General features: G+C 63.2%; 26 protein-coding genes. 5 read left to right on the top strand and 21 right to left on the bottom strand.

The features are described from left to right. Positions 1 to 235: 235 nt before the first annotated feature. The 3 genes from TU82_RS02955 to TU82_RS02945 all read left to right on the top strand — a co-directional run bounded on the left by TU82_RS02955 (position 236) and on the right by TU82_RS02945 (position 2,300). Positions 236 to 1,312, top strand: coding sequence for an aldo/keto reductase (locus TU82_RS02955; protein WP_057721619.1), 1,077 nt, complete (start codon positions 236 to 238; stop codon positions 1,310 to 1,312). 68 nt (positions 1,313 to 1,380) lie between these two features. Then, positions 1,381 to 1,623, top strand: coding sequence for a hypothetical protein (locus tag TU82_RS02950; protein ID WP_057721618.1), 243 nt, complete (start codon positions 1,381 to 1,383; stop codon positions 1,621 to 1,623). Between the two features lie 152 nt (positions 1,624 to 1,775). Continuing rightward, positions 1,776 to 2,300 (top strand): hypothetical protein, encoded by a 525-nt coding sequence (locus TU82_RS02945; protein WP_057721617.1) that lies wholly within the window; start codon positions 1,776 to 1,778, stop codon positions 2,298 to 2,300. On the opposite strand, the gene TU82_RS02940 is transcribed toward TU82_RS02945, so the two are convergent. After that, positions 2,270 to 2,851 (bottom strand): hypothetical protein, encoded by a 582-nt coding sequence (locus tag TU82_RS02940; RefSeq protein WP_057721616.1) that lies wholly within the window; start codon positions 2,849 to 2,851, stop codon positions 2,270 to 2,272. The genes TU82_RS02945 and TU82_RS02940 overlap by 31 nt on opposite strands. Positions 2,852 to 2,949: 98 nt before the next feature. Here TU82_RS02940 and TU82_RS02935 point away from each other — a divergent pair, with 98 nt between their 5' ends. Continuing rightward, positions 2,950 to 4,887, top strand: a complete 1,938-nt coding sequence (locus TU82_RS02935; RefSeq protein ID WP_057721615.1) for a hypothetical protein — start codon at positions 2,950 to 2,952, stop codon at positions 4,885 to 4,887. A gap of 37 nt (positions 4,888 to 4,924) precedes the next feature. Next, positions 4,925 to 5,761, top strand: a complete 837-nt coding sequence (locus tag TU82_RS02930) for a 5'-nucleotidase, lipoprotein e(P4) family (protein ID WP_057721614.1) — start codon at positions 4,925 to 4,927, stop codon at positions 5,759 to 5,761. A gap of 24 nt (positions 5,762 to 5,785) precedes the next feature. Here TU82_RS02930 and TU82_RS02925 read toward each other — a convergent pair whose 3' ends face one another. From TU82_RS02925 to gspE, 20 genes are all read right to left on the bottom strand, one after another. Further along, positions 5,786 to 6,559: an OmpA family protein gene (locus tag TU82_RS02925; RefSeq protein ID WP_057721613.1), complete on the bottom strand. Its 774-nt coding sequence runs from the start codon at positions 6,557 to 6,559 to the stop codon at positions 5,786 to 5,788. 10 nt (positions 6,560 to 6,569) lie between these two features. Beyond that, positions 6,570 to 6,962, bottom strand: a complete 393-nt coding sequence (locus TU82_RS02920) for a DUF4398 domain-containing protein (protein ID WP_057721612.1) — start codon at positions 6,960 to 6,962, stop codon at positions 6,570 to 6,572. Positions 6,963 to 7,139: 177 nt separating this feature from the next. Next, positions 7,140 to 7,562, bottom strand: a complete 423-nt coding sequence (locus TU82_RS02915) for a RidA family protein (protein ID WP_057721611.1) — start codon at positions 7,560 to 7,562, stop codon at positions 7,140 to 7,142. Between the two features lie 39 nt (positions 7,563 to 7,601). After that, positions 7,602 to 9,185 (bottom strand): flavin monoamine oxidase family protein, encoded by a 1,584-nt coding sequence (locus TU82_RS02910; protein ID WP_057721610.1) that lies wholly within the window; start codon positions 9,183 to 9,185, stop codon positions 7,602 to 7,604. An 11-nt stretch (positions 9,186 to 9,196) separates the two neighbouring features. Continuing rightward, complete coding sequence (locus TU82_RS02905; RefSeq protein ID WP_057721609.1) at positions 9,197 to 10,120, bottom strand: ABC transporter substrate-binding protein; 924 nt, start codon at positions 10,118 to 10,120, stop codon at positions 9,197 to 9,199. A gap of 18 nt (positions 10,121 to 10,138) precedes the next feature. Further along, positions 10,139 to 10,912 (bottom strand): amino acid ABC transporter ATP-binding protein, encoded by a 774-nt coding sequence (locus TU82_RS02900; protein ID WP_057721608.1) that lies wholly within the window; start codon positions 10,910 to 10,912, stop codon positions 10,139 to 10,141. Next, positions 10,905 to 11,876 (bottom strand): amino acid ABC transporter permease, encoded by a 972-nt coding sequence (locus TU82_RS02895; protein ID WP_057721607.1) that lies wholly within the window; start codon positions 11,874 to 11,876, stop codon positions 10,905 to 10,907. Before TU82_RS02895 ends, TU82_RS02900 begins: the two co-directional genes overlap by 8 nt. Before the next feature lie 19 nt (positions 11,877 to 11,895). After that, positions 11,896 to 14,289, bottom strand: coding sequence for a TonB-dependent receptor plug domain-containing protein (locus TU82_RS02890; RefSeq protein WP_057721606.1), 2,394 nt, complete (start codon positions 14,287 to 14,289; stop codon positions 11,896 to 11,898). 586 nt (positions 14,290 to 14,875) lie between these two features. After that, entirely contained in the window at positions 14,876 to 15,130 is a 255-nt protein-coding gene (locus TU82_RS02885) for a DUF6124 family protein (RefSeq protein WP_057721605.1), read from the bottom strand. Between the two features lie 836 nt (positions 15,131 to 15,966). Continuing rightward, positions 15,967 to 18,207, bottom strand: coding sequence for a type II secretion system secretin GspD (gene gspD, locus TU82_RS02880; protein ID WP_057721604.1), 2,241 nt, complete (start codon positions 18,205 to 18,207; stop codon positions 15,967 to 15,969). Continuing rightward, a complete protein-coding gene (locus TU82_RS02875) occupies positions 18,204 to 18,728 on the bottom strand; it encodes a general secretion pathway protein GspN (RefSeq protein WP_057721603.1) in 525 nt (174 codons plus the stop codon). The genes gspD and TU82_RS02875 overlap by 4 nt, the downstream gene beginning before the upstream one ends. Further along, positions 18,725 to 19,336 carry a type II secretion system protein GspM gene (gene gspM / locus TU82_RS02870; RefSeq protein ID WP_057721904.1) on the bottom strand — a complete coding sequence of 204 codons (612 nt, stop codon included), beginning with the start codon at positions 19,334 to 19,336 and terminating at the stop codon, positions 18,725 to 18,727. The genes TU82_RS02875 and gspM overlap by 4 nt, the downstream gene beginning before the upstream one ends. Continuing rightward, complete coding sequence (locus tag TU82_RS02865; RefSeq protein ID WP_057721602.1) at positions 19,311 to 20,354, bottom strand: PilN domain-containing protein; 1,044 nt, start codon at positions 20,352 to 20,354, stop codon at positions 19,311 to 19,313. Before TU82_RS02865 ends, gspM begins: the two co-directional genes overlap by 26 nt. Beyond that, complete coding sequence (locus TU82_RS02860) at positions 20,351 to 21,076, bottom strand: hypothetical protein (protein ID WP_057721601.1); 726 nt, start codon at positions 21,074 to 21,076, stop codon at positions 20,351 to 20,353. The genes TU82_RS02865 and TU82_RS02860 overlap by 4 nt, the downstream gene beginning before the upstream one ends. Continuing rightward, positions 21,073 to 21,702, bottom strand: a complete 630-nt coding sequence (locus TU82_RS02855; RefSeq protein WP_057721600.1) for a prepilin-type N-terminal cleavage/methylation domain-containing protein — start codon at positions 21,700 to 21,702, stop codon at positions 21,073 to 21,075. Before TU82_RS02855 ends, TU82_RS02860 begins: the two co-directional genes overlap by 4 nt. Continuing rightward, positions 21,699 to 22,061, bottom strand: coding sequence for a type II secretion system protein (locus TU82_RS02850; protein ID WP_057721599.1), 363 nt, complete (start codon positions 22,059 to 22,061; stop codon positions 21,699 to 21,701). The genes TU82_RS02855 and TU82_RS02850 overlap by 4 nt, the downstream gene beginning before the upstream one ends. Beyond that, positions 22,058 to 22,489, bottom strand: a complete 432-nt coding sequence (locus TU82_RS02845; protein ID WP_057721903.1) for a GspH/FimT family pseudopilin — start codon at positions 22,487 to 22,489, stop codon at positions 22,058 to 22,060. Before TU82_RS02845 ends, TU82_RS02850 begins: the two co-directional genes overlap by 4 nt. A 9-nt stretch (positions 22,490 to 22,498) precedes the next feature. Then, positions 22,499 to 22,924 (bottom strand): type II secretion system major pseudopilin GspG, encoded by a 426-nt coding sequence (gspG, locus tag TU82_RS02840; protein ID WP_027607415.1) that lies wholly within the window; start codon positions 22,922 to 22,924, stop codon positions 22,499 to 22,501. Between the two features lie 20 nt (positions 22,925 to 22,944). Then, complete coding sequence (gspF, locus tag TU82_RS02835) at positions 22,945 to 24,147, bottom strand: type II secretion system inner membrane protein GspF (RefSeq protein WP_057721597.1); 1,203 nt, start codon at positions 24,145 to 24,147, stop codon at positions 22,945 to 22,947. Continuing rightward, positions 24,144 to 25,874 carry a type II secretion system ATPase GspE gene (gspE, locus tag TU82_RS02830; RefSeq protein WP_057721596.1) on the bottom strand — a complete coding sequence of 577 codons (1,731 nt, stop codon included), beginning with the start codon at positions 25,872 to 25,874 and terminating at the stop codon, positions 24,144 to 24,146. The genes gspF and gspE overlap by 4 nt, the downstream gene beginning before the upstream one ends. Between the last annotated feature and the right edge of the window lie 48 nt (positions 25,875 to 25,922).

Genomic DNA, 25,922 nt, shown 5'->3' with positions numbered 1-25,922 from the left:
AATACATACAAACAAGACGTCTCCTACAAACCTTTAAGCTACGAGAGCAATTTCAGCCGATCCAGGTGAGTTCGCCCAAGCACATAAACGCGCGAATTCTGCCGGTGCGCTGGCGGATGAGGTGCCTCTGTGACGGCAATGGCGCGGCAGGCACACGAAGGCTGCACAAAAAAATTCAAACTATCGCCACTCCTGTCGTTCACACCTTCACGTGCAACGCAATGTAGGAGGCAACATGCAATACCGACAACTGGGCCATTCCGGCCTGCTGGTCTCGGAAATCATCCTGGGCACGGTGCCGTTTGGCGGTCGCGCCGAGTTCGAGAAATGCGGCGCGGTGGACGTGCCCCAGGCCAGGCGCATGTTCGATATCGCGTTCGATGCCGGGGTAAATATGATCGACACCGCCGACCTTTATTCCCATGGCCTGGCCGAGGAAGTGGTCGGCAAAGCCCTGGGCGACAAGCGCCACGACATCCTGCTGGCGACCAAGGGCCGCAGCCCGGTGGACCAGAACCCGAACAATTCCGGCTCGTCGCGCTACCACCTGATTCGCGCCTGTGAAGCCAGTCTGAAGCGCCTGGGCACCGACCATATCGACCTGTACCAACTGCACAACTGGGACGGCCTGACGCCCATCGAAGAAACCCTTGAAGCACTGCGCCTGCTGGTGGGCTCGGGCAAGATTCGCTACTTCGGCACCAGCAACTTCACCGCCTGGCAAATGATGAAGGCGCTGGGCAAGGCCGAGTTGCACGGCATGCTCAAGCCGATCACCCAGCAGATCTACTACACCCCCGAATCCCGCGAGGCCGAGTACGAGCTGCTGCCGCTGGCGCTGGACCAGAATATCGGCACGCTGGTGTGGGGACCGATGGGCGAAGGCCTGCTGACCGGCTCGACCCGGCGCGGGCACAAGCCACCGCCCACTACCCGCCAGGGCAGTGGCTGGCCGGAACCCTACGTGCATGACCAGGAGCGCGCGCTGGACATCATCGAAACCCTGGCCGCCGTGGGCGATGAGCACGGTGTGTCGGTGGCGCGCACCTGCCTGGCGTGGCTCAAGGATCGCCCGGGGATCACCTCGTTGATCGTCGGCGCCCGTACCGAAGAGCACCTGCGCGACAACCTCGCGGCGACCGAGCTGAAACTGACCGAAGAACAATCTTCGCGCATCGAGGCCGTGACGCGTCGCCAGCCGCTGTATCCGTACTGGCATCGGTTTACCGCAGGGATCGATCGCTTCGATCCGGCGGAACAGCCGTTCCTTGCCGAGCATCAAAAAACCATGGATGCGCGCAAGGACAAATAGCCCTACGCGCAGCAAATCAACCGGTGGGAGAGGCCTGCGCCCTCTCACCTTTGGTAAGGGAAATCGCTTTGATCGCGCAACTCATGATCGCCGCCCTCGGCGTCGTCGCCATCTGGTTCAGCCAAAGCAAACGCCTTAAAGTCCGCCGCTACGCCTGCCTGTTCGGCATGGCCGGCCAGCCGTTCTGGTTCTGGTCGTCGATCAATGCCGAGCAATGGGGCATTGTGTTGCTGAGCTGTTTCTATACGGTGGCCTGGGCCAAAGGGATCAAGACTCACTGGATTGATCGCAAGTCTGATGAACCCGTCTGAGTTTGCAATCGGCCGCCACTCTGCCTATATTTCCCGCCTGGCGCCCTCCACGCCACCTTCCGCGGAAAGGGCTGCGCCCAGGACATCACAGCTCCACCTCGTTTCTACGACTCCCAACCTTAAAGCGGAAAAGGTTTATGCAAGGAGCTCGTATGTCGCAAAGCCCTTTTACTTCCACTACCAATGGCCGCCTCAACCTTGAGCAGCAGCGCAAGCGTGCCAAGCAACTGCTGCTGCACCTCAAGCACGAGGACCCCAACGCCACCTTGTCCCAGGCGCAATGGCAGATCGCCAAAGCGCTGGGTTTCAGCAGTTGGCCCAAGCTCAAGGCTCATATCGCCGAAGCCGGGCCGGTGCCGTTTGGCCGGGTGTTCGCAGAACTGATGGCCAAGCGCGAACCGCTGCCGTTCCTGGGCGACATGATGTTTCACGCGCTGTTGCGACCGTTGATCGATGGCGACCAGCCGTTGCTGGTGGAAACCGAGACGCATCTGGAGTGGCCGCGACGGGAATTGGCGCTGACGCCGCTCGGTCTTGAAGTGCTCGACGCAAACGCCTATTGGCCTGACCACAGTTCACATGCGCGCTGGATAGGCGGGATCTGTATTGAACCGGCTCGGGCTCATTGGACGGTAGACGGGGATGCTCAGCCTGTTTGGCGAAGCGCCAGGGAATAGGCTTGCTCGTCAGGGAAGCCTTCCATAATGAGCTCGATGATGGCTTCTCTGTATTCACTTACATTCAACGGCAAGCCGGCTTTATTCGCCTGATAGTAAGCCGCCATGCGTTCGCGAGCCTGCGGCTTCTTGACCTTTTTTCGAGGTTTCACGGCACTCTCGGTCACTTCAACGAAACCTGCAAAATCTGTGGTTGCGGTATTCCAATCGTATGAGAAGACCTGCTCGCGCGCAGCCACGGGATCGAAGTGACGAGTAAAAAAGCTTCCACATTCTCCAGTGCCTTTACTGATCACCAGCGACGTCAGGTCTGGCAACTCACGCTCATCGGTGAACAGCCTGACCACATCCAGTCGTCGCCCCGTGGATACCGGAATAGCATTTTGAACAACCCCGCTGTCGGGGTGCTCATGCTTGGCTCGATCGACCAACTCCGTATAAGTCAGGCAATGCTTATGCTTGGCCAAGTCAACGAGAATCGGGTAATAGACGGATGCCAATTGCACGTCGATGAGCGTGACGTTTTCGTAAAGACCTTGTTGTATGTTCATGATGATCCTGAGAAGCGCATGGTTTCCTTAAGTGGGGTAACATCTCACGCTTTGCGAATTATGGCTAATAGCCACTTACCTTAATCAAGGATGATCCTGTGCCGTTAAAAACCGCCGCCGAGCTGTGGAATAGCTTGAACTCAGGGGACCGGCTGGCACCCAAGAGCCATGACCGGCAATTCGTCGCGGATTTGCGTGCGCAATTGCACATACCTGCGTTACAGGATGTGGGCGCATACCTGAAGCAGCATGACGTCGACATAACCACGTTCCTGATTGCCGTGCTCAATGCCCTGCAGCCGTTTAGCATGATGCTCACTGACATCTACGAGATGTTCACTGAAGGAGGCGTATCGCTCAGTAATGAGCAACTCCTGATTGAGTTCGATTTTAATGAGGGCGATAAACTCTCATTCAATGCCGATGCGTTTCGCCGCGCGCGTAACGCAATTGAAAACCTGCACAACATTGTTGCGCAACGTGCTTATAAGCCCGCGGACTTGATTGCAATCAGCAGAGGGCTTCAGACGGCTTTTGAAGAAACATTCGGAACCGAACGAGCCAAGGCGGCCATCGCAGCTCCCATCGCGAGTAATCAAGCCACAGCCTGGATAAACAACGTCGACTGGCCTTACCGGACACCCGCTCCGCTACCCACGGGGGCGATCACTGATCCCCTCAGCCAGGCACTCCTGCCTGTCGCAACGATGGTCGACGAGTTATGCCGCCGCACCGGCCGCTACACCAGCCAGAGCGATCTACGCAGCGCCCGCAGGAATGACGAGCCACAGATGTCAGAGCGCGCTCCGATCAGACAATGGAGCGAGTCCACACTGGCACACGCGCAAGACGATCACATCGCGCGTTTCCAACTCTTGCGCATGCTTTGGTATTACCAGCGCGTGCCCCAGTCGCACCGTGGCGTCCTGGCAGACAGAGTCGAAGCGCTGGTTAATGCTCACTCAGAGTTGGTCGCGGCTAAAGCGTCGTACCATGATCTTGAGGATTTACTCGACCTGCCCATCTGGAAGCATCGTTCACAGCTTTACTCCATATGGCTGGTTACCTTGATCAAACGCGAGGTGGAACAAGGCGGTGAACGCTTTCAGTTGGTGGGGGTAAACAAGTGCCTGACATTCACTTTCAGCCCTACCCATGTCGCCAACTTGCATGTCGGCAACGACGTTCTCGAGTTGATGGCGGAGTTCCGGGTCGCGGCGCAAGGTATTGCCCTGATGGGAACCGGCCGAAAACAAAATATTCAACCGGACTATTCACTGCTGCAGCGCCGAGCCGATGGAAGCCATCGCATCATTTATGTGCTTGAAGCCAAACAATACGCCAGAGCCAACACACGAAACTTCAATCAAGCACTACGTGATTACGCAAAACTCAATACACAGGCGCTGGTAGCGCTCGCAAACTATGGGCCTGTGCCGATCAGCCAACCTAAAAAGCTCCTTGAGCTTTGCCAGCAGGCAGGCGACGTAAACGTCAGCGAACGATGCGAGGCATTCGCCTGCGTCACACCCACTAATGCGGATTCGGCCCGTCAGTTACGCAAGCATTTGCGGCGGGCAATTACCGACTATGCCTTGCCGTTACCAAAGCTGATCGTCGATGTGTCAAGTTCGATGGCAGATGTCCTGACGCCTCAGGCGTACCGTGATTGGCCAAGTACTGCGCAGAGTATCAGCAACTCAGGCATGGAATTGATACTTGCCGACTCTTATCAGACAACGGTACGTTCAGGAGAGCCTGTCCGCCAGGCAATGCTCAATTTGTTCGAAACCGCCGTGCACGGCCCGTTGCAGGGCATTTACGACATCACCCGAGCCGAGCGCGGAGCCCTGATGCTGTTCACAGACCAAAGCGGCTTCCATGAAGTGATCAATTATCGCGACGACCTCGCCGGCATTATCGTCCTGCAACCGAATGGTTCATTAATCATATACATGAATAAAAACCAAGAAAGCTTGTTACGGCGGGCAATACAAAAGCTGATTGCACACTGCTCTATCGGTGAGTCTTATTGATTCAGTTCCCGCCCACTTCCCATTGCGAAACGACGCCATGCGTAAGCTGATCTTCGCCACTGCCTGTCTCTTGGCTAATACCCTGACAGGCTGCCAGCACACCCCACGGGCCAACGACCAACTCGACGCCGTGCTCTGGACCCAGACCTCCATCGAGCACGAGCTGATCTACCGTCAGCTCTTCGCCAACGCCACCCGTCAGCTCGACGTTGCCCTGGCTGATCCCACCTGGGACGCCCTGCCCTTTCCCGCGCGAGATCTGAAAGGCCTGCCGCCGGCCGTGGTGGTCGATATCGACGAAACCCTGTTGGACAACGTGCCGCTCAATGCCCGCGACATTCTGAACAACCAGGTCTATTCCTATGACCGCTGGAACACCTGGGTCGACCAGGCCAAGGCCCGGGCGCTGCCCGGTTCGGTGGCGTTCCTGCAGGCGGCCCGGCAAAAAGGCATCAAGGTCTATTACCTCACCAATCGCGAACACAGCCAGGTTGCGGCCACGGCTGCAAATCTGCGCCTGCGCGGTTTCCCGATTGAGAGCGATGAACAAATCCTGGCGGCCAGCACGCCTACCGGCCACTGCGAAAGCGCCGGCTATGGCAAGAACTGTCGTCGCCAATGGGTCGCCCGCCATGCGCGGGTGCTGTTGATGGCCGGGGATTCCCTGGGCGATTTCGTGCAGGCCGAACACAACACGCCGGCGGCCCAGCGCAAGGCGGTCCAACCCTACGTGAATTGGCTGGGGCAGCGCTGGTTCCTGCTACCCAATCCAACTTACGGCAACTGGTACAGCGCGCCCTATGGGGACAATGAGAAGTTGCCCTTCGAGCAAAAGCGCAGGCTCAAACAGCAGGCGTTGCAGCTGCAGGAGTAACGGCGCGCGCTACTCCCGCCTGGCTCAGCGGCGCGCGCTGACCGCCGAGCCGTCGTTGGACACGATCACTTCCACGCGGCGGTTCAACTGGCGTGACGGCGCGCTCAGGTTATCGGCCACCGGGAACTGCTTGCCGTAGCCGACCACGGTGATGCGTTCGCTGCCCACGCCGGACCGCTCCAGGCCACGCGCCAAGGCTTGGGCGCGGCGCTCGGACAAGGTCTGGTTGAACGCGTCGCCACCGGTGCTGTCGGTGAAACCTTCCACGCGAACCTGGCGCTCGGGGTTCTGCAACAGAAAATCCGCCAGTCTCTGGAGGTCCCGTTGGCTGCCCGGTTTCAGGTCGGCCCTGGCGGTATCGAACAGCACATCGCCAAAGGTAATCACCTGTCCGCGCTCCGACGGCTGCGCCTTCATGGCCTGCAAGGCCTTGAGTTGTGCGGTGCGGACATCAAGCTGCACCTGGGTGCGGTCGACCGCGATATTGTCGAGCTGGGCATCGATCTTGCGGCCGGCGATGGTCTGTTCGGCCACCGCGATTCGCTGCGACGCCAGGTACGCCAGCTGATCGATCTTCGGGTCGGTGCGGTCATGCAGCGAGACCTGGTTGGCGCGGTCCAGCGCATTCGAGGCGATGCGCGTTTCAACCGCCGCCAGGGTGTTGGACTCGGGCTTTTGCTGCAAGCTGGAAAACTGACTGCGCGCTTGCAGCAGTTGCGCGTTTTCCGGCGGCGTGGCGCAACCGGCCACGGCCAGCGCCAAGGCGGACAAAACGGGAATGAAGTAAGTGGCACGCATGGGAGAATCCTCAGTGGGTGGTCGCGGGGGCGTTGAGCATTTCCTGCTTGAGCACCTGGATGCCCTCGCGTGCCTGCTGCAGGACCTGCTGTTTACGCACCGTGTTGGCCTTGGTCTCGGCCAGGTTGGCGTCCACTTCGATCTGCTCGGCCAGCGCGTCCACTTCCGCGTAGTGTTTCTCGCCGATGGCTTGCTCCATACGCGCCAGTTTGTCTTGAGCGGTCTTCATCTCCAGCGGTGCGAATTGCGTGGCTTGTGCCGCCAGGGCACGCCCCACGGAGTCGCGAGCCAGGGAGATTTTTTCCGTCGGCGGCAGCGGCGTGGCGCAGCCGGCCAATGTTGCCGCAACGATCACCGCCCAGGCCGAGCGGCGCAGGCGTTTGCTCACACGGGTGATCCTCATGTTTTGACTCCTAAGCCTATTCGTATGGCTGGGGGCCTGAAAGACAGGCCCCATTGCCGTCTCGCTTGTGGTCAAGCGATGGCGCCATCCTAGGAGGAAAAACACGGGTGAGAAGAATGAAAACTCCCAGATACCTGTAGGGATTTTCTCGGAAAAAAGTGGCAGTCTGCCCTGGGCTCACACCGTCCTGGCAGCCACCGCCTCCACTTCCACCCATGCCCCGGGCAAGGGCAATGCCACCACCTGCAACGCCGTGCGCGCCGGCTTGTTCGGTTGTTCGAGGGTGCCGAAGAACTGCGTGTAACCGCGCTGCAATCCGGCGAAGTCCAGCTTGCCGTCGGTTTCCGGGGCGCCCACCAGGAAGACCCGCAATTGCACGATATCGCCCAGGTCCAAATCCTGCTGCTGAAGGATGTTTCGCAGTTTGTTGAACACCGACACTGTCTGCACTTCGGTATCGCCGTAGACCCCGGCAACGTTCGGGTCGGCCAGGTCCGGCAAGGTGCCGCTGACGAATACCAGGCTGGCCGAGGCCGGTACGGTCACGGTTTGCGAGATGGGAAAATCGCCGACGCTGGTGCGTTGGATGCTGTCGCTCATGGGGTTGCTCCTTGTTGGATGTCTACACAGGTTCAAAAGCTATGACGCCGCCAGTGCCGCACTGTGACGTTGCCGGGTCACCCGTTCAGCCAATTGCGCGACCACATGCCGCGCCGAGTTGGCTGCCGATTCCTGCCAGATGCCCACGCCGCTCTGCACCAGGCCGTCGCCGGCGAAATACACGCGGCCGTGGGCCTGCTCCAGCAATGCGCTGGCCTTGGCGGGGAAGTGCTCGCGTTGCAGCCATGGGCCTTCGCTGTAGGGGATCTGCTCCCACGCCACCGCCAACGGGTGGCGCAACTGCGCGGAATAACCGGGATGCAGCAATTCCACGGCGTGCCGGGAGGCGGCGTATTGCGTGGCAAACGACTGCGCGCCGAACGCGTCGGCGCCCTCCCCGGTGACGTAACCGGCCACCAGCACCCCGTCGCGGGTATTGAGGTCGTTGCTCGGGTACCACAGCAGGCGCGCCGGGTGTTCAACCCAGGACAGGCCGCCATAGATGCGGTAATCGGTCTCCCAGAAACGCGGCGATTGCCACGCCACTTTGGTTGCCTGGTCGTTGCGGGTGCTGAGCAGGGCGGCTTTGACCGGGTCGCTGAAGTCGGTATCGAGCCTGGCCAGCAATGGCAGCGGCAAGGTGGAGACCAGATAATCGGCACGCACCACCTGTTCACGGCCGCTGTGCCGGTCGTGATAGGTCACCGCGACGCCGTCTTCCAGTTGGCGAATCTGTCGCACCTGGGCGCCCAGTTGCACCTGCTCGCGCACGCGTTGGTAGAACGCCTCGGTGATGCGGTCCATGCCGCCCACCGGCTGGAACATGGTCGCCGAGAACTCCGGGAATTCGGTGTGCAGCAGCGCGCCCCACAGTTCGGGATGCAACAGGCGCTCAAGCCCGATCGGCTGCGCGCTGGCGGGCAGTGCGCCGGGGTGCACGGGCGATTCAAGGTGCCCGGCACGCAAGCTGCCTTCGTAGGCCAGTGCCTGGGACAGGTCGCCATACACCTGCAGGAACGCGAGCAGGCGCGTGCGTTCCTCGCCGGTCAAGACGTCGTCGAGCGCATCGCGCTGCACCGCCCTGGCCAGCAGGCCGGAGAGATGGCCGCGCGCATCATTGACCGCCTGGCCGACGGTGAACGCCGGTTGTTGCAGGTCCGGCCGCACCTGGGCGCCATGGCTGCTGTTGACCAGCACTTGCAGCGGCACACCCAGTTCACTGCAGTAGTCGAGGATCGTGCGGTGCTGGCTGGGAATGCGCGCGGGGCCGGCGTTGAAATACTGGTCCGGATCGAACGCTACGGTTTGCGAGCGGCCATCGGTGTAGTCCACGCGGTCGCCGTTGCGCAGGGTCCAGGTGCGACCGCCCACGCGGTCGCGGGCCTCCAGCACCTGCACGGTAAACCCGGCCCGGCTCAGTTCCAGCGCAGTGACCAGCCCGGCAATCCCGGCGCCCAGCACCAGCACGCGGGTGCCCTGCCCCAGGCCTTCCTTGAGTTTCAGCGGTTGTGGCCGCCGGTGTGAAGACGGCCCCAGGCCCAAGGCGGCCAACGCGTCCTTGGCCGCCTGCTCACCGCCGATGGCGGCAATGCTGGACAGCGCTTCACGTCGTGTCAGTCCCATGTTCGATACTCCTAATCCGGCAGGCCCGGTGGGTTGATCAGTGATTTATCGACGCGCTCCACATCCAGCCCCCAGCGCTGCAACACCTGGGCGTATTGACCGCCGGCAATCGCACCTTCCAGGGCGGTATGGATCGGCTTGACCAGGCCGTTGTCCTTGCGCGTGGTCACGGCGATATCGGCCTGCAACGGCCAGCCGCCGTTGACGGTGCCGACGCGCTTGATGCCGCCGGTGATCGCCGCCGAATAGGCGTACACCGAGTTGGGCCCGAACAACGCATCGCTGCGCCCCGACTGCACCGCCAGTTGCGCGGCGGCCTGGTCGTCGAAGTACTGCAACAGCGCAGGCTTGAGGCCGGCCTTTTCATTGGCCTCGTTCCACGCCAGCAGGACTTTTTCCTGATTGGTCCCGGAGCCGACGATGATCTTGAGCCCGGCAATGTCGGCGGCCTGTTTGATCTCGCTGATGGGGCTGGTGCTCTTCACGTAAAACCCGAGCACGTCCTGGCGATAGGTGGCGAAGTCAAACCGCTTCTTGCGCGCTTCGGTCACGGTGACGTTGCTGATCACCGCGTCGTACTTGCCCGAACTCACGCCCAGGGGCCAGTCCTCCCAACTGGTCTGCACTACGTTGAGTTGCAGGCCGAGGCTGTCGGCGACCAACTGCGCGGTGTCGGCTTCACTGCCGATGGTGGTCTTGTCATCGCTGGCCAGCAGCGCCAGAGGCGGCCCGGCCACACCGGACACGGCCACGGTGAACTTGCCCGGCTGGGCGAACTTGAAGCCCGGCGGGATCTGCGCGATCGCCGCTTCGTTACGGGGCGCATGAATGCGCGGGCGGTCCGGGCTGAGGTCGACCTGCTGCACGGCGAACGTCTGTTGCGCGGTGCCGACGGCCAGCGCCAGCACGGCCACACGCAGGGGATGGGTAAACATGGGCAGTCACTCCTTGAACTAAAGCACCTTGCCGAGAAAGGCCTGGGTGCGGGGATGTCGGGGTTGGCGCAAGATCTGTTCGGGCGGGCCTTCTTCGATCAACTGGCCGTCGCAGAGAAACACCACGTGGTCAGCCACCTCGCGGGCAAAGCCGATTTCGTGGGTGACGATCACCAGGGTCACGCCCAATCGGGTCAGGCCCTTGATCACGTCGAGCACTTCGCCCACCAGTTCCGGGTCGAGGGCCGAGGTGGGTTCGTCGAACAGCAGTACCTTGGGGTCCAGTGCCAGGGCGCGGGCGATGGCGACGCGCTGTTGCTGACCACCGGAGAGCTGGCGCGGGTAGGCATCGAGCTTGTCCGCCAGGCCGACCTTGGCCAGCAACTCGGCGGCGTTGTCCCGGGACCGGGCCTTGCTCCAGCGCTTGTGGGCCAACGGCGCTTCGGCGATGTTTTCCCAGGCGGTCAGGTGCGGGAACAGGTTGAAGTTCTGGAACACGAAGCCCACGTCGATGCGTCGCTTGAGAATCTCGCGCTCCTTGAGCTCAAACAGCAGATCGCCCTTGCGCCGATAGCCGACGTACTCACCGTCGATGGTGATATGCCCGCTGTCGATCTTCTCCAGATGATTGATGGTTCGCAGCAAGGTGGACTTGCCCGAGCCGGACGGCCCGAGGATCACCGTGACCTTGCCCGGATCAATCGTCAGGTCGATGTTGTCGAGCACCTGCTGGTTGCCAAAGCGCTTGCCGACGCCCTGGATCTGGATACGCCCTGCGCGTGCCTCAGCCATGGGCTTTCTCCTTGAGCCAATCGCGCAGTCGCTGCAGCGGTGTCGGCGGCAGCACGCGCGCGGTACCTCGGGCGAAATGGCGCTCGACGTAATACTGGGCGCTGGTCAGTACGGTGGTGATGATCAGGTACCACACCGTGGCCACGATCAGCAGCGGGATCACCGCCTGGGTACGGTTGTAGATGACCTGCACGGTGTAAAACAGCTCCGGCAGGGCCAGCACGTAGACAATGGACGTGCCCTTGACCAGGCCGATGATCTCGTTGAACCCCGACGGCAGAATCGAGCGCAGTGCCTGGGGCAGGATGATGCGAAAGATGCGGCGCGACGCCGGCAGCCCCAGCGCCGCCGCTGCTTCATGCTGGCCGGCCTCCACACCGATCAGGCCGCCACGAATGATCTCCGCCGCATACGCCGCCTGCATCAGGCTCAAGCCCAGCACGGCCACGGTAAATTGACTGAGGACATCCACCGTCGACCACTCGGCGAACACCACCTCGGTGAACGGCACACCGACCACGATGTGGTCGTACAGGTAGGCAAAGTTGTAGAGGATGATCAGCACCAGCAGCGCCGGCATCGAGCGGAAAAACCAGATATAGCCCCAGGCCAGCGCCGCCAGCAACGGCGAACCGGACAACCGCGCCAGGGCCAGCGCGGTGCCGAGGATAATGCTGAACAGCGTGCTCAGCAGCGTCAGCAACAACGTCTGCCCCAAGCCACGCAGCACCGAGGGCGAGAAGAACCACTGGCCGAACACGTCCCACTCCCAGCGCGGGTTGGTGGCCAGGGAATGCACGATGGCGAGCAGCACCAGCGCGGCAAAGATCGACCCGGCCCAGCGCCAGGGATGCCGGGCCGGCACTACCTGCAAGGCCTTGATCGGCGTGGCGACACGGCGCTGGTGACGCGGGTAAGGGTTGACTTCATCGATCAGGTCGAAGGGTTTGGCGACAATGGGCATGGTCTATTCCTCGCAGGTCTTAGAAGGCATAAGTCAGCCGGGTGTAGTAGTACCCGCCGGTAAAACCGTAGGGCGAATAGGTGCCGTAGCTGGCGAGCATGGTGCTGCTCGGCACGCCTTGTTTCTTGGGGTAGAGGTCGAAGAGGTTCTTGGCGCCGATGGCCACGTTGAGGTCTTTGGTGAGGTCGTAGCCAAGGTCGAGGTCGGTGATCCATTTGGCGCTGTAGACCCGGTCCAGCTCGCGATCGGCCGACGCGTTGACTTCCTTGTAGGCGCCGTAGCGCGTCAGGGCCAGGTTCAGGTTGAAACGCCCGAGGCTCCAGTCGCCGCCGAGGATCAGCTTGGTGCTCGGTTGTACGCCGGTGATCAGGTTGCGCGCCTGGCGGTCCATCAGCTCATAGGAAGTGCCGAGGATATTGGTCGACTGCTTGTAATTGAGGATTCTGGTCTGGTTCCAGTTGAACGCGGCGGTCCACTTCACCGCGCCGAACGTGCCCAGGTCCTGGTTGTAGCTGCTGACCAGGTCCAGGCCCTTGGTGCGGGTGTCGGCCCCGTTGATAAAGTACTGGCCGCCGGAGGTGGAGTTGACGCCGTTGTTCTGCAACACCTGGCTGACTTCGGGCCCCAGCAGGGTGCCGGTGAGGGTGATGCGGTCGCGCAGGTTGATCACGTAGGCGTCGGCGGTGAAGCTCAGGCGGTCGGTGGGGGTGAGGGTCAAACCGAGGCTGAAGTTGGTCGAGCGTTCGGGCTTCAGGTCCTCGGCGCCCAGGGCCCTGGCCGCCGCCGATCCGACCGGCAGGACGCCGTAGTTGATCGACTGGTACACCCCGTCCACCACGCCATAGGTGGTCGAGCGCGCACTGAACAGGCTGTTGGCCAGGGACGGCGCACGAAAGCCGTTGCTCACGGTGGCACGTACGGCCACTTGCGGCGTGAAGTCATAGCGCGTGGTCAGCTTGCCGCTGCGGGTGGCGCCCACCCCCTGGTTGTAATGCTCATAACGCACGGCGGTGCCGACGTACCAGTCCGGCAGCGGGTTGAAGCCCGCATCGACATACCCGGCGACGCTGTTGCGCGAGGCGCTGCTTGCTTCGTCGGGGGAAATGCCGTTGGTGACCTGGGCCCCGGACGAGGCGCAATTGCCCGGCGCCACGCAGTAACCGCCGTTGGCATAGGACGCGTAGTCACCGGCCTGCACCTCATAGGTATCGCGCCGGTGCTCGAAGCCATAGGACAGGTCCAGCGGCTTTTGCAGGCCGATATCGAAGCCGCGCTTGAAGTCCAGGTTGGTGGTCAGCTCGGTGGAAATCCACGTGCCGGAGGTGAAGCTGTTCGGCGTGGCCTCGCCCAGGGACGGGTTCTGGTTGTGGGTGGTGCCCTGCTCCGCCTCGTTGCGCCCGTAGGTGGTGGACAGATCCCAGTCCCACTCGCCCACGGTGCCCTTGCCGCCGATGGCCGCCTGGAAATCGTCTTCGTCGATGTACCAGGTGGGCGTGTAGCCGGAAGGATAGCCATTGGGCCCGGTGGTGATGGTGTTGGTGATGGTCGGCAGGCGGAAGTTCTGGCCCTGCTCGGCCTTGCGCCGCGAGTAGGTGGTGAAGGAGTACAGGCTGAGGCTGTCGTCGATCGGCAGTTCGGCGTTGTAGCCCAGGGTCAGCAGGTTGGTCTTGGGCGTGCCGTAGCCGCCGTAGGTGGACTTGCCGGCCAGGCCGTAGGCTTGTTCATAGGTGTAGCCGTTGGCGCTGGCCTTGTTGTCGTCATTCTGGCTGCGCGCATCCAGGGCCAGTTGCACGATGCCGCCGTCGCCGATTTCGAAGCCTTTGTTGAGGCTTTGCTGCACGGTCTGCTTCTTGCCGTCATAGCCTTGGCCCGCGTGGGTCACCGAGGTGCCGCGGGTATCGGCCTTGAGGATCACGTTGATCACCCCGGCGATGGCGTCGGAACCGTATTGGGCGGCGGCGCCATCGCGCAGCACTTCCACATGGTCGATGGCGCTGATGGGGATCAGGTCCAGGTCAGCCGGTGCGGCGCCGGTGTTGATGCCGTTGATGTTCAGGGTGGCGCTGGTGTGGCGGCGCTTGCCGTTGACCAGCACCAGCACTTCGGCGGCGCTCAGGCCACGCAGGTTGGGAGCACGGGCGATACCGCTGGCGTCCCAGCCGGTTTTTTCCGGCAGGGTCAGCGAGGGGATCACCGCGCTCAAGGCTTCCATCAAACCGGGCTTGCCGGTGCTTTGCAGCTGTTTGGCGCTGACCACATCGATCGGCACTGCGCTGCTGGTGACGGTGCGCTGCTCGGCGCCACGGTTGCCGGTGACGACGACGGTGGACAGGGTGCTGTCGTCCTGGGCCTGGACCGCAGCGGCCAGCAGGGACAAGGTCAAGGCGGCGGTGGGGGGTAGAACATGCTTCATCGCTATTCCCGGTTTTTTCAAATCGCAGGGTCGGGCAGGCACGCGCCTGGCGCGGCATGGCCGGTGTTGAAGGTGCAGGTGCGGTTTGAACTAGGTGTGGGGCGAGCGAGGGGTTTGAAGTGGCAACATACGTCGAACTCCGTTCCAACGATTCTGCTGCGGGGGAATTACCCCGTCAGGTGCGCAGAATCTGAATCACGCTGGGTACCATCCGGGGTCAGGGGTAGGCTGTTGCGATCAAACATAACGGAATGGATTTTAAAAATATAATGCTATTTGGGCATAAGCTAATATTCTTGTATTTCATTATTTCTTTGCGTTTTTATTCATATATTTGATGTTTTACTGAGCACATATCCGTTGTTTAGGTAACGGCTGCTTAGGGTTCCGCCACCTCGCCTAGGCTCGGGGCGCCTAAGATCAAAAGCAGAAGCGCGACGGCCTGGTAGCCGACCGATGTCTAATGCTGGAACTCGGTTGGAAATGTGGGAGGGGGCTTGCCCCCGATGAGGGAGTGTCAGTTGATAAATTTGTAGCTGACCCTCTGCCATCGGGGGCAAGCCCCCTCCCACATTTTTAACTGTGCTCAGGCGGCTGGATGGGTTTTGTCCAATGCCTTGTCGACCAGCTGTTGGACGCCTTCGAGCATTCGGCATATGCCCAGGGCGACGTTGCGTTGGGCGCCTTCTATTTCAAAGGCCAGGTGGGTGGCGATATCGCTGATGGAAGCTAGATCCTGGGAAGCGTTGACCAGTAGGGTTTCCGTGTCCAGGTTGGCGCGAAGCGTGAAGAGCCCTTCGTATTCTGGAGAGCTTGGCGGGTTGGGGCTGTCTTTGATCATGATGAAACTCCTCGGGGAATGGAGCCGCCACGATTCGCGGTCAAACGAAAGAGGGTGGCAGCTATACGCGGGTTGACCGACCGGTTCGAGGAACACCGGCATACCCGAAGGTATCCCGCGTACAACTGCCGCGACACGATACAACAGACGTGAAAAAAACGCCTGAGTCGATGTTGCCACAGGTGCACCTCGGAAGTCGGACGGTCAAATCCGGCCGCTGAATCGGCAGCGACGGCTAGGAGGTTAGTCAGCAGGGTTCCGAGCGACAACCTGAAAGCCTTGTGGGAATAATCTGAGCTCCAATTATGGAAGGAGGGGCCCCGATGAGGGAGGGTCAGTGAATAGATCTTCAATCTGACACACCGCTATCGGGGGTAAGTCCTAATGCCTGTCAGTTAAGCGAACGAAACATAGGTATCGACACAACTCTGTAGCGCTCAACCGTAACCACGATGCGAAGCGAGTCGATCTTGATCTTGATCTGGCTCTTGATCTTAGGCGCCCCGTTAAACCACGCTGGCCGAACGCAGGCTTGAATCCGTGGGCAACCCGGCAGGACGCCGGGTTAGCCGCACTGGGCCATGGATGGCCCATTGCGGCGGCCCACGGATTCAAGCCTGCGTTCGGGCACACCGAGCCTGGGCGAGGTGCCGAGTGGTGGGGCAAGAGCGTTTTGCTTACTTTTGCGCTTTTCAAAAGTGAGCCGCTGTAAAAGCGGAACCCTAAGTAGCCGTTACCACAGAAACGGATATGTACTCGATCTGATCCAACATCCTGGTCGGTCCTGAGGCCGCCATCGGGGGCAAGCCCCCTCCCACATTTTTAACCACGTTCCTTCAGTTAGCCGGTTTGAGCAGCTGCATCTGCTGGCGATAATCATCCGTCACCTGCCGCGCCTGGCTGCTGCTGGTGATCACACGGGGAGTGATCAGCACAATCAACTCGGTGCGGTCCTTGGATTTGCTGGTGTTACCGAACAACCAGCGCAAGCCGGGGATCTTGCCCAGGTACGGCACGGCACTGACGGAGTCCGCATTGTCCTGCTTGATCAACCCCCCCAGCAGCACCGTCTGCCCGCTCTGCACCGCCACCTGGGTGGACACCGAGCGTGTGGAAATACGCGGATTATTCGGCGTGTCATTACTCGATGCCGCCTGGTCCTGCGCATCGCTGACCTGCTGCTGAATATCCATATACACCAGGCCACCCGGATTGATGCGCGGCACCACATCCAATATCACACCCGTCTGCACATACTCCACACTGCTCAAGGTAGTGTCAGAAGTACCGGTGTTCACCGTGGTCTGGCTGATAGGAATGTTATCGCCCACCTGGATCTGCGCCGGCTGGTTGTTCATCACCACCAGCGACGGCGCCGACAGCACCTGGGTGCGGCCGTTGGTTTCCAGGGCGTGCAGGGCCACTTGCAGGTTGGAGCTGACGAAGGAATAGAACAACGAATCCGCCGCCCCCAGCCCGGCCCCGCCACCGCCCAGCGCGCCCTGGCTGCCGGAAGCGTTCGCCACTGTGGTGCTGGTGGAATTGCCGGCCAGGCGGCCGAGGTACCACTGCACGCCCAGGTCCAGTTCACCGGTGAGTTTGACCTCAAGGATGCGCGTCTCGATCTGCACTTGCAGCGGCGGGTTGTCGAGGCGTTTGATCGCCGATTCGATCTCCTTCCACTGCACCGGGCGCGTGCGCACCAGCAGCTGGTTACTGCTTTTTTGCGCGGTGATGCGGGTGCCGGCGTCGAGGCTTTTGGCCGGCGCGTCAGCCGTGCTACCGTCGTCGGCGCTTTCGGTGTCTTCGCTGGTCTGGGTGTCTTGCTCGTCATCCTCGCTGGCAGGCTGGGTGGTGTTGCCCATGCCGCTGCTGTTGCCGCTCAGCCCGCCAGGCGTGTTGCCGGACGTGCTGTTGGTGCCGGGCGATGACAGGGTCGCGGTGCGCAAACCGGGCGCGACCTTGGCCGGGGCGTCGTCCTTGATCGCGCCGCTGCCGTAGATCTGCCGCAGGTACTTGGCCAGGTCGGTGGCCTTCATGTTGCGCACGTCGTACACATACATCTGCGGCTCGTTGCCGCCGCCTTCGTCGATGGTGTGAATCCAGTCACCGACTTCGCTGAGGTACTGTGGCTGCGACGAAATCGCGACCACCGAGTTGGTCCGCTCGATCGGCAAAAAACGCACCATGCCCGCCAACGGCATGCCGCTGTCAGGACCGAACATTTTTTGCAGCTCGGGCATCAGTTCGGCGACGGAGGCGCGTTGCAGGCCGAACACGCCCACCGACATGCCCTTGAGCCAGTCCACGTCAAACGTGTCGATGGTGTCCTGGTAGTTGGCCAGCTCTTCCGGCGTACCGGCCAGGCTCAGCACATTGCGCGCCGGGTCAACCAGCAAAAAGGCATTCTCGCGGGCAAACGGCTTGAGCAGTTTCTGCATCTCGGTGGCCGAGATATAACGCAGCGGGAACAGCCGCGCCGACAGGCCGCTGGACGGTTGCGACACGCGCATCTGCGGCACCAGCTTGCCCGCCACCGCCTGGTTGGCCGGCAAAATCACATAGCGGTTGCCCTGCTGGATCATGGCGTTGTCGGTCCACGACAGCAGGGTTTCCAGAATCGACAGCGCCTGCTGCTTGTTCACCGGTTTGGAGGTGGAAAAGCTGACATTGCCCTTCACCCCCTGGGCAATGCTGTAGTTTTCATGCAGCAGGTCGCCCATCACGCTGTTGATCACCGCCTCGATCGGCTGGTCGGCGAAGTTGAACACGATGTCGCCGCCCGCCTCTGCCTTGTCGGCCGGCGCTGCTGTGGGTTGGCGCACGAACTGCTGGTTGCCGCGAATCAATTGGCGCTGGGGCGGTGTCCTGGCCTGGGGCTGGCTGTTATCGACCGGGGCCTGCTCGCTGGCCGGGTCGACGGGCGGGCGTTGCGCGCCGGTGCCCTGCATCGCCTCGTGCAACAAGGCCTCGTCCGGGTCCAGATGCTCGGGGAATGTGCCGCAGCCACCGAGGGAAACGGCGGTGGCCAGGCAAAACACGGTGGTGCGCAAAGCGCCGGGGAATGTATCGATCAAGGGGCGGACTCGTGAGGAAGGGTAATCGGGGGGGTGGTCGACGGCGGCGGCAGGCGCAGGCCTCGCAGGCTCAGGGTCTGCGTGCGGCCGTCGAGCACAAAGCGGGCTTCGCGGGGTGTCAGGTGTTCCAGGCGCCAGCCGTTGGGCAGGGTCTGGTCCTGGTGGACTTTCAGTGGCGGGCCGTCCGTGCGCTTGAGCAGTGCGACGCGCAGATCGCCGTCCAGCACGATGCCGGTCAGCGTCAGGCTCGACAGGCTGGAGACGGCGGCTTGGCCAACCGCGCGGTCAGGGCTGCGGTCAGGGCTGAACAGCGGCGCCTGCCAGGTGCCGGCGAGGCTTTCCAGGGATGCGCTCGGGGCCACCAGCACCTTGGCCGTGGCGTTGGCGCGCGCATCGGGTTCGGGCGCCGGCAACCACTCGGGCGCATCGCCGATGCTGCTGAGGATGCCGACCATCAACAGGCCCAACAGCCCGGCCACGCCGAGCAACAGCCACTCCAGGGGACGCAGTGCGTTGATCATCGGCGCACCTGCGCGGCGGAAGCCGGTTGCAGGTAGCCACGCACGAGCAGGTGCACCACCAGTTGACCGGCACCCCCGCTGGCGGGCGCGTTCGGCCCACGGCGGATGCTCATCTCGTCGACAAACAGAAACGGGCGCTGGTACTCCAGCTCATGCAGGATCGCGGTCAAGGGCTCGATGGCGCAGTTCAGGGTCAGGCTGACTTTGACTTGGCGGTAGGGTTCGCTGTCGTCCTGCTCGGGAGTGATCGGCATGCGCTGCGTGAGGCTGCAGCCGCCACCGAGGCCGGCGCGGCTGTTGATCAGGTCGGCGATGCGTTGCATCAGGTCCGCCGCCACGGCGCTGGGGTCATCGCCGGGCAGCAGGCTGGTGCTGCTGGCCGGGTCCTGGCGCGCCTCCTCGAGTTGCTGGCGCAGGGAATCGCCCTGGCGCAATACGCCGGCGTAGCGTTGCTGCTGTTCGCGCAACTGCTCGGCCTGCTCGCCCATCTCGCGCAAAGGGCCGGCGAACCAGCTGTCGACCAATAGCCAATACGCGGCGCCGAGCACCAGAGCCAGGCCGATCAGGGCTGCGCCACGGCGTTCACGGGGTGTCAGTGGTCGGCGCATCGGCGGCCTCCTGGTGCAGGTGGGCGCGCAAGGAAAATTGATCCTTGCCGGTTTGCGCATCGGGTTGGATCACCCCTTCGAACTGGGCGTTTTCCAGGCTGTGGCAGCCCTTGACCCGGGTGATCAGGGCGCTGGCCTTGGCGCTTTGCCCGGAGAATGAAACCTCGGCGCCATCGTTGAATTCCAGCTGGTCGATCCAGGTGTCGGACGGCAGGCAGGCGGTCAGCTCGTTGAGCAGCCCGGCCAGCGGCGGCTGGGCGGTCTTGCGGCGGATCAGGTACTGCGCGGCACCGCGAGTATTGAGCAGCTGCTGGCGCAGGGCCTGGACCTGGGCGACCTGAGCTTTTTGCGCGCGCACGCTTTGCTGCATGCTCTCGAGCACGCGCTGGCGGTCGTCGAGCCACAGCAGCATGGCGGCAATCAGCAAGGCACCGCACAGCCACGGCAGGCTGCGTTGCAGGCCTTTGCCCGCCGGGCGTTGCCGTGGGCGCAGCGGCACCGGCAGCAGGTCGATGCCCATCGGGACGCCCGCCGCGTCCGCCACATCCACCGCGTGGGGCTGCAAGCCGAGGGCGGCGCACTCGGTGAGGATCTGGTCGAGGCGCTCGCGCAGGATCGCCACCAGCGTCACGTGCACGTGGGTCGGAGTGCGCCGTTCCTGGCGCGCGACGAAGTACAGCTGCGCCGCATCGAACGGGGTGAAACGGTCCAGTTCATACCCCACCACCGTCGCCAGGTTGCGCGCCGCCGCCGGGGGTAGCTGCAAGGCTTGCACCAGCACCGCCGAGGGCGCCAGCAACAGCACCTGGCGCGCTTCGCCGGCCACGGGCGACACGGGCGCGGTCAGCGGCCATGGGTACACATGCTCGGGGATGTCCTGCAGCGACAGCCAGGCCGGCAGGCAGCCACGCAGCTCCTTGAGCCACAGCCGCCAGCCCATTTGCAGCAGGCTGCCGCGCCAGCGCTGGGTGATGGGTTCCGTCAGCAACTGCAGCCGTGCGGATAAGTGTTCGTTCATTCTTGCCAACGTAAGACTCGATAAGGTTGTGCGCTGCCTTGCGCGGGGCTCAATAACACGGTGGCCTGCAACTGGGCCTGGTAACCGCCGGGGCGTTGCGCGCGACTGTCGATCACCAGCACCTCACCGGGGTCGGCGCCCACCGCACTCAGGTGCGGCAGGTTCAAGGCGCGGCGCATCAGCGCGCTGGCGAAGGCCGGATCGGGCCGGTCCAGGCCACTCCACAAGCTGATCTCGGGGACCAGCGCGCTGTACAGCGCCTGGGTCATGCCCGGCAACTGCCGCACTTCTTCCATGACCCTGAACGGCGCCAGGCCCTGGTTGCGTCGTACCTCCAGGTCCTTGGCGAGTTGGCTGGCCTGGGCCTGGGTCGCACCGCAGGCCAGGGCCAGCCGCGCAAAATCGCCGACCTCGGCGCTGTTCAAGTACAACTTGCCGCGTTCACTGCGCAGGCTGACGTGCAGCTGCGCATCGTCGAACACCAACGGGATTTCACGCCCATCGGCGATCCATTGTTTGCGCTGCAACGGGTCGGCCAGGCCCTGCATCGCCAGCGCCACGCCCGCCTCGGCGGCCAGCACCGCCTGGGTGTGCTGGCGGTGCCACGCCGCCTGGCGGGTTTCCAGTTGCACCCAGCCGGCCAGGCCACCGAGCAGCAGGCTGAGCAACGCCAGCACCCACAGCACCAGCAGCAGCGCGACACCGCGCTGATGCCGGATCATTCGGGGCCCCCACTCGACAGGTTCAAGCGCAGCGCGACCACCTGGGTGACCCACGGCACCGGCCCGTTGACGCGCGCCGCAATCCGCACCGCCGAGGGCAAGCGCCTGGTCCACGGCCACTCGCTGATCCAGCCGGTGGCCTGGCCCTTGGGCGACACGCCGCGATAGCTGAACTGCAGATCTTCGACACCTTTCAATAACACCTGTGGCTCACTGCGCGACGCCGGTACATTGACCTGCGCTTGAGACTCAAACCGCGCGAACGCCACCTGCAAATCGCGCTGCGCCTCGGCGCCGGTCAACTGCAGGGTGAAGCGCTGAATCCCGCCACCGAGCACGCCCGGCAGGGTCGCGACAAACTGCATGCGCTGCGGGCTGCCGGCGAAAAACCCGTCGGTCTGGCTGTCGTCCTCGGTCACGTCAAGGGGCAGCGTCTCGCTGATCGCCGTGCGCAAAAACTGCTGCGCCGCACGCATTTCATCCAGGCTGACCGTGTAGCGCTGCGCCTTGAGCACCGCGCGATTGGCCCCCAGCAGCGCGCCACCCACCAGGGTCAGCAATACGCCGAGCAGGCTCAGCACGATCATGATTTCGAGCAGGGTGAAGCCCTGCTGACGGCGCTTCACAAACCGGTCCCTGCCGCACGCAGCTTCAAGGTGCTGAAACTGGCGTGGCGCGGCCCTTCGCTGACCGTCAGGTCGAGGCGAAACAAATGCGGCTGGCCGATGCGGGTCGGCTGCTGGGCGATGCGCAGTTGCCAGGCGATGCCGTCCAGATCGCCCTGGCGCACGCCATTGGCCAAGGGGCCCGCTGCTTCCTGGTCCATCACGCTGACGGCGGCATGGCTCAGGCGGTCGCTGTGGGCCACTTGCAGCAGCGAGCGCGCGCTCTGGCCGAAAGCGACCAGCAGCACCGTGCTACAGATCGCCATGAGCGTCAGCGCGGCGAGCATTTCCAGCAGGGTGAATCCGGCCTGCCGCTTCATGGCAGCGCCTTGGACTGCACGCTGCCGGTCAGCCAGCCAATATCGATGCGCCAGCGCCGGCTGCCATTGGCCAATAACAGGTTACCGCCGGTGGAACTGCCATCAGGGTAGAACTCCACCGCCGAGCCTGCGTGTTCGGCCGTGTGCAAGGTGACTTGCAGGTCGGCCGGCCAGTGTTTTTTCGGGCGGCCCGGGGCCTGGAAGCTGAGGCTGCGCAAGTCGAACACCGTGCGTTGCGGGGTGCCGCTGACAATCGCGCGCGCCCGCGTGCTGCGCAACGCCTCGACCATCTGCCCGACCGCCTGGCGCTCCTTGGCGGCGCGCAGGCCTTGCTGCAGGCCAAAACCCACCAGGCCGGCCGCGATGCTGATCAAGACGATCACCACCAGCATCTCCAGCAAGGTAAATCCACGTTGGGCGTTGGCCATGTTCAACCGTTATTCCCAGTTGCCCAGGTCGGCGCTGTAGCCTTCGCCACCGGGCTGGCCGTCCTGACCGTAGAAAATCAGATCGAACGCGCCGTGCTCGCCGGGGAAGCGATAGCCGAAGGCATGGCCGAACGGGTCCTTGAGGTCCGACGGCTTGGCATACGGCCCGGCCCAGCCGGCGCTGTTGCCCGGCTTGTCGACCAGTTGCTGCAGGGACTTGGGCGGCGAGCCAACGTCCAGTCCGTAGCTTTCGATTTTCATGCTCAGGCTGGCCAGTTGCGCCTTGCCTGCGCCGTATTTGCCCTTGTCCACGTTGCCGCCGACCTGACGCACCACGATGGTGGCGACGATGCCCAGCAGCACGATTACGGCGAGCATTTCCAGCAGGGTAAAACCGCCCTGGCGGCGGGCGGGCTTGAATCGGGTATGGCGCATAGGTGTGGGTCCTTGAGGGTTCATATATTGCTGGTCAGGCTCATCAGCGGCAGCATGATCGCCAGCATGATCACCGCCACCAGCACCGCCATGACCACGGTCAGCGACGGCACCAGCGCGGCGAGCAGGCGGTCGATGCCGCGCTTGGCTTCGACGTCGAACACATCGGCGACCTTGAGCAGCATGCTGTCGAGTTCGCCGGCCTGTTCGCCGACTTCAATCATTTGCAGCGCCAGGTCGGGCAGCAGCGGCTGCGCGCCGAAGGCACTGGCCAGGGTGCCGCCGCCCTTGACGGATTCGGCGGCCTGGGCGACTTGCGCTTGCAGCGCGCGGTTGGTGCAGACCTGCCGGGCGATCACCAGCGCCTGCAGCAGCGCCACGCCGTTGCTCAGCAAGGTGCCGAGGGTGCGCGTCAACCGCGCCGCTTCGACCCGTTGCAGCAGCGGGCCGATCACGCGGATGCCGAGCACACGCCGGTCGTAACGCTCACGGCGCTGTGGGTCGCGCAGGCGTGCGGCCAGCGTCCAGATCGTGACGATCAACCCGGCGAAAAGCGCCATGCCATAGGCCCCGAGAAACTGGCCGAGCCCGAGGATCACTTCGGTGATCAACGGAATGGGCACGCCCAGGTCCTTGAAGATCGGCACGAACTGCGGCACCACATAGGCCAGCAGCAGCGCCAGCGAGCCAAGTACGCCGACCACCAGAAAGGCCGGGTAGATCAGCGCGTTGATCACCTCGCCCCGCAACAATTGGCTGCGCTCGAGGTAGTCACTGAGCTGGCGCAGGGTGTTTTCCAGGGCGCCGCCCGCCTCGCCCGCGCGCACCATGCTCAGGTACAGCGGCGAGAACTGGCTGCCCTCTTCCTCCAGCGCTTTGGATAACGGCTGGCCGGCTTTGACCTGTTCGCGGATACGCTCGATGAGTGCGCGGGTCTGCGGCTGGCCAGGCTGCTTGAGCAGGATGCCCAGCGAGCGCTCCAGCGGCTGGCCGGCGCCCAACAGGGTGGCCAGTTGCTGGGTGAAACTGACCAGCGCCGCCCCGCTCAACTGACCACGGCCAAGGGCATTGCGCAGCCCCTGGGCACCGGCGACGTCAACCTGCAACACCAGCAGCCCGCGCTTGTGCAACAGGGCGACGGCGGCGGCGTGGTCCCTGGCCTCGAGCGTGCCGTGTTGTGCGGCGCCCTGGCTGTCGAGCGCGCGGTATTTGAACAGGCTCACGCGCCCTCCCCGCGGGTCACACGCAGGACTTCTTCCAATGACGTCACGCCGGCGACGGCCTGGCGCAGGCCCTCTTCATGCAAGGTGCGCAGGCCGCCACGGCGGGCGGCGGCTTCCAGGGTGGCGGCATCGGCCTGGCGCATCAGCAGGCTGCGCAGTTCTTCATTCATCACCAGCAATTCGGTGATTGCACTGCGGCCGTGGTAACCACCGCCCGGCGCATCGGCGCGGGGGCGATAGAGCATGATCGGGCGCGCATCGGTAAAGCGGTCCAGGCCATGCTCGGCGATCAGCTCGGGCGGCGCTTCGAAGGCTTCCCGGGTGGCCGGGTCCAGGCGGCGCACCAGGCGCTGGGCGAGGATGCCGTTGACGGTCGAGGCAATCAGGTAGCTTTCGACGCCCATGTCGAGCAGCCGAGTGATACTCGCCGCCGCACTGTTGGTGTGCAACGTAGAGAGCACCAAATGCCCGGTCAACGACGATTGAATAGCGATGCGGCAGGTTTCCAGGTCGCGGATTTCGCCGATCATGATCACGTCCGGGTCCTGACGCACGATTGAGCGCAGCGCGCCGGCGAAGTCCAGGCCGATGGCCGGCTTGACCTGAATCTGGTTGATGCCTTCCAGTTGATATTCCACCGGGTCTTCAACCGTGATGATCTTGCGCTCGGCAGTGTTGAGCCGTGACAGCGCGGTGTACAGCGTGGTGGTCTTGCCCGAACCGGTAGGCCCGGTGACCAGCAGAATCCCATGGGGCCGCTCCAGCACTTCGAGGAAGGTTTGCAGGCGCTGGCCATCAAAACCCAGGCTCTGGAAGTCGAAGCTCACGGTCTGGCGATCAAGCAAACGCATGACCACCGACTCGCCAAAGCTGGTGGGCACCGTGGACACCCGCAGGTCGAGTTCCTTGCCCTGGATGCGCAGCATGATCCGACCGTCCTGGGGCAGACGCCGCTCGGCGATGTCCAGGCGCGCCATGATCTTCACCCGCGAAATCACCGCGGCGGATGAGCTCGACGGTGGCGCCTCGGCCTCGTGCAGCACGCCGTCAATGCGGTAGCGCACCTTGAGCTGGTTTTCGAAGGGTTCGATATGGATGTCCGAGGCGCGATGCTCCACCGCGCGCTGCAGGATCAGGTTGACCAGACGAATCACCGGCGCCTCGGAGGCCATGTCCTTGAGATGCTCGATGTCTTCCAGCGCGCCGCTTTGCTCGTCGAGGTTTTCGATCAGCGTGCCCATGGCCGAGCGGCCCTGGCCGTAGTAGCGCTCGATCAGGGTTTCGACCTCGTTGCGCGGGCCGACCGCCAGCCACACCGGGACGCCGCAGGCATAGGCCATGGCCTGGAACGGATAGACCAGCGACGGGTTGGCCGCCAGCACGCGCAGGCCACCCTGGCTCCAGCCCACGGGCACGACCTGATAGTGGCGCATAAAGCGCTCGGTCAGGCTCGGTAACGGGTCAAGCAAAGGTGGCGCGGCGTCGGCCAGCAGCAGCGGCGCGCCGAGCAGGTCGGCCCAGGCGCGGGCCAGTTCGACTTCGGAGACCAACCCCAGGCGGGTCAGCAGGCCAAGCAATTCAGTGTCGCCGCCCTCCTGGGACAGGCGCCGGGCGCGCTCCAGGTCCACGGTTTTCAACCCGGCCTGTTGCATCAGCCACGCGCAGACCTGTTCGGTATCCGGGACGTGCATCTGGCAGGCGTCGATGGGCGTTGAGGGACTGGGCATGGGTAAAAATCTGAGGGGCTGTGAAAACCTCCTGTAGGAGCGAGCTTG

It is taken from the genome of Pseudomonas orientalis (assembly GCF_001439815.1).
In the GTDB taxonomy this organism is placed as follows: Bacteria; Pseudomonadota; Gammaproteobacteria; order Pseudomonadales; family Pseudomonadaceae; genus Aquipseudomonas; species Aquipseudomonas orientalis.
This window is presented reverse-complemented; position numbering and strand designations above follow the sequence as displayed.

Coding starts and splice junctions, on each gene's coding strand:
- TU82_RS02875 (WP_057721603.1), bottom strand. CDS start 18,728: ATGATCAACGCACTGCGTCCCCTGGAGTGGCTGTTGCTCGGCGTGGCC.
- TU82_RS02905 (WP_057721609.1), bottom strand. CDS start 10,120: ATGTTTACCCATCCCCTGCGTGTGGCCGTGCTGGCGCTGGCCGTCGGC.
- gspM (WP_057721904.1), bottom strand. CDS start 19,336: ATGCGCCGACCACTGACACCCCGTGAACGCCGTGGCGCAGCCCTGATC.
- TU82_RS02885 (WP_057721605.1), bottom strand. CDS start 15,130: ATGATCAAAGACAGCCCCAACCCGCCAAGCTCTCCAGAATACGAAGGG.
- TU82_RS02865 (WP_057721602.1), bottom strand. CDS start 20,354: ATGAACGAACACTTATCCGCACGGCTGCAGTTGCTGACGGAACCCATC.
- TU82_RS02910 (WP_057721610.1), bottom strand. CDS start 9,185: ATGGGACTGACACGACGTGAAGCGCTGTCCAGCATTGCCGCCATCGGC.
- TU82_RS02920 (WP_057721612.1), bottom strand. CDS start 6,962: ATGAGGATCACCCGTGTGAGCAAACGCCTGCGCCGCTCGGCCTGGGCG.
- TU82_RS02925 (WP_057721613.1), bottom strand. CDS start 6,559: ATGCGTGCCACTTACTTCATTCCCGTTTTGTCCGCCTTGGCGCTGGCC.
- TU82_RS02845 (WP_057721903.1), bottom strand. CDS start 22,489: ATGGCCAACGCCCAACGTGGATTTACCTTGCTGGAGATGCTGGTGGTG.
- TU82_RS02850 (WP_057721599.1), bottom strand. CDS start 22,061: ATGAAGCGGCAGGCCGGATTCACCCTGCTGGAAATGCTCGCCGCGCTG.
- gspG (WP_027607415.1), bottom strand. CDS start 22,924: ATGCGCCATACCCGATTCAAGCCCGCCCGCCGCCAGGGCGGTTTTACC.
- TU82_RS02860 (WP_057721601.1), bottom strand. CDS start 21,076: ATGATCCGGCATCAGCGCGGTGTCGCGCTGCTGCTGGTGCTGTGGGTG.
- TU82_RS02900 (WP_057721608.1), bottom strand. CDS start 10,912: ATGGCTGAGGCACGCGCAGGGCGTATCCAGATCCAGGGCGTCGGCAAG.
- TU82_RS02940 (WP_057721616.1), bottom strand. CDS start 2,851: ATGAACATACAACAAGGTCTTTACGAAAACGTCACGCTCATCGACGTG.
- TU82_RS02915 (WP_057721611.1), bottom strand. CDS start 7,562: ATGAGCGACAGCATCCAACGCACCAGCGTCGGCGATTTTCCCATCTCG.
- TU82_RS02955 (WP_057721619.1), top strand. CDS start 236: ATGCAATACCGACAACTGGGCCATTCCGGCCTGCTGGTCTCGGAAATC.
- TU82_RS02945 (WP_057721617.1), top strand. CDS start 1,776: ATGTCGCAAAGCCCTTTTACTTCCACTACCAATGGCCGCCTCAACCTT.
- TU82_RS02895 (WP_057721607.1), bottom strand. CDS start 11,876: ATGCCCATTGTCGCCAAACCCTTCGACCTGATCGATGAAGTCAACCCT.
- TU82_RS02890 (WP_057721606.1), bottom strand. CDS start 14,289: ATGAAGCATGTTCTACCCCCCACCGCCGCCTTGACCTTGTCCCTGCTG.
- gspE (WP_057721596.1), bottom strand. CDS start 25,874: ATGCCCAGTCCCTCAACGCCCATCGACGCCTGCCAGATGCACGTCCCG.
- TU82_RS02930 (WP_057721614.1), top strand. CDS start 4,925: ATGCGTAAGCTGATCTTCGCCACTGCCTGTCTCTTGGCTAATACCCTG.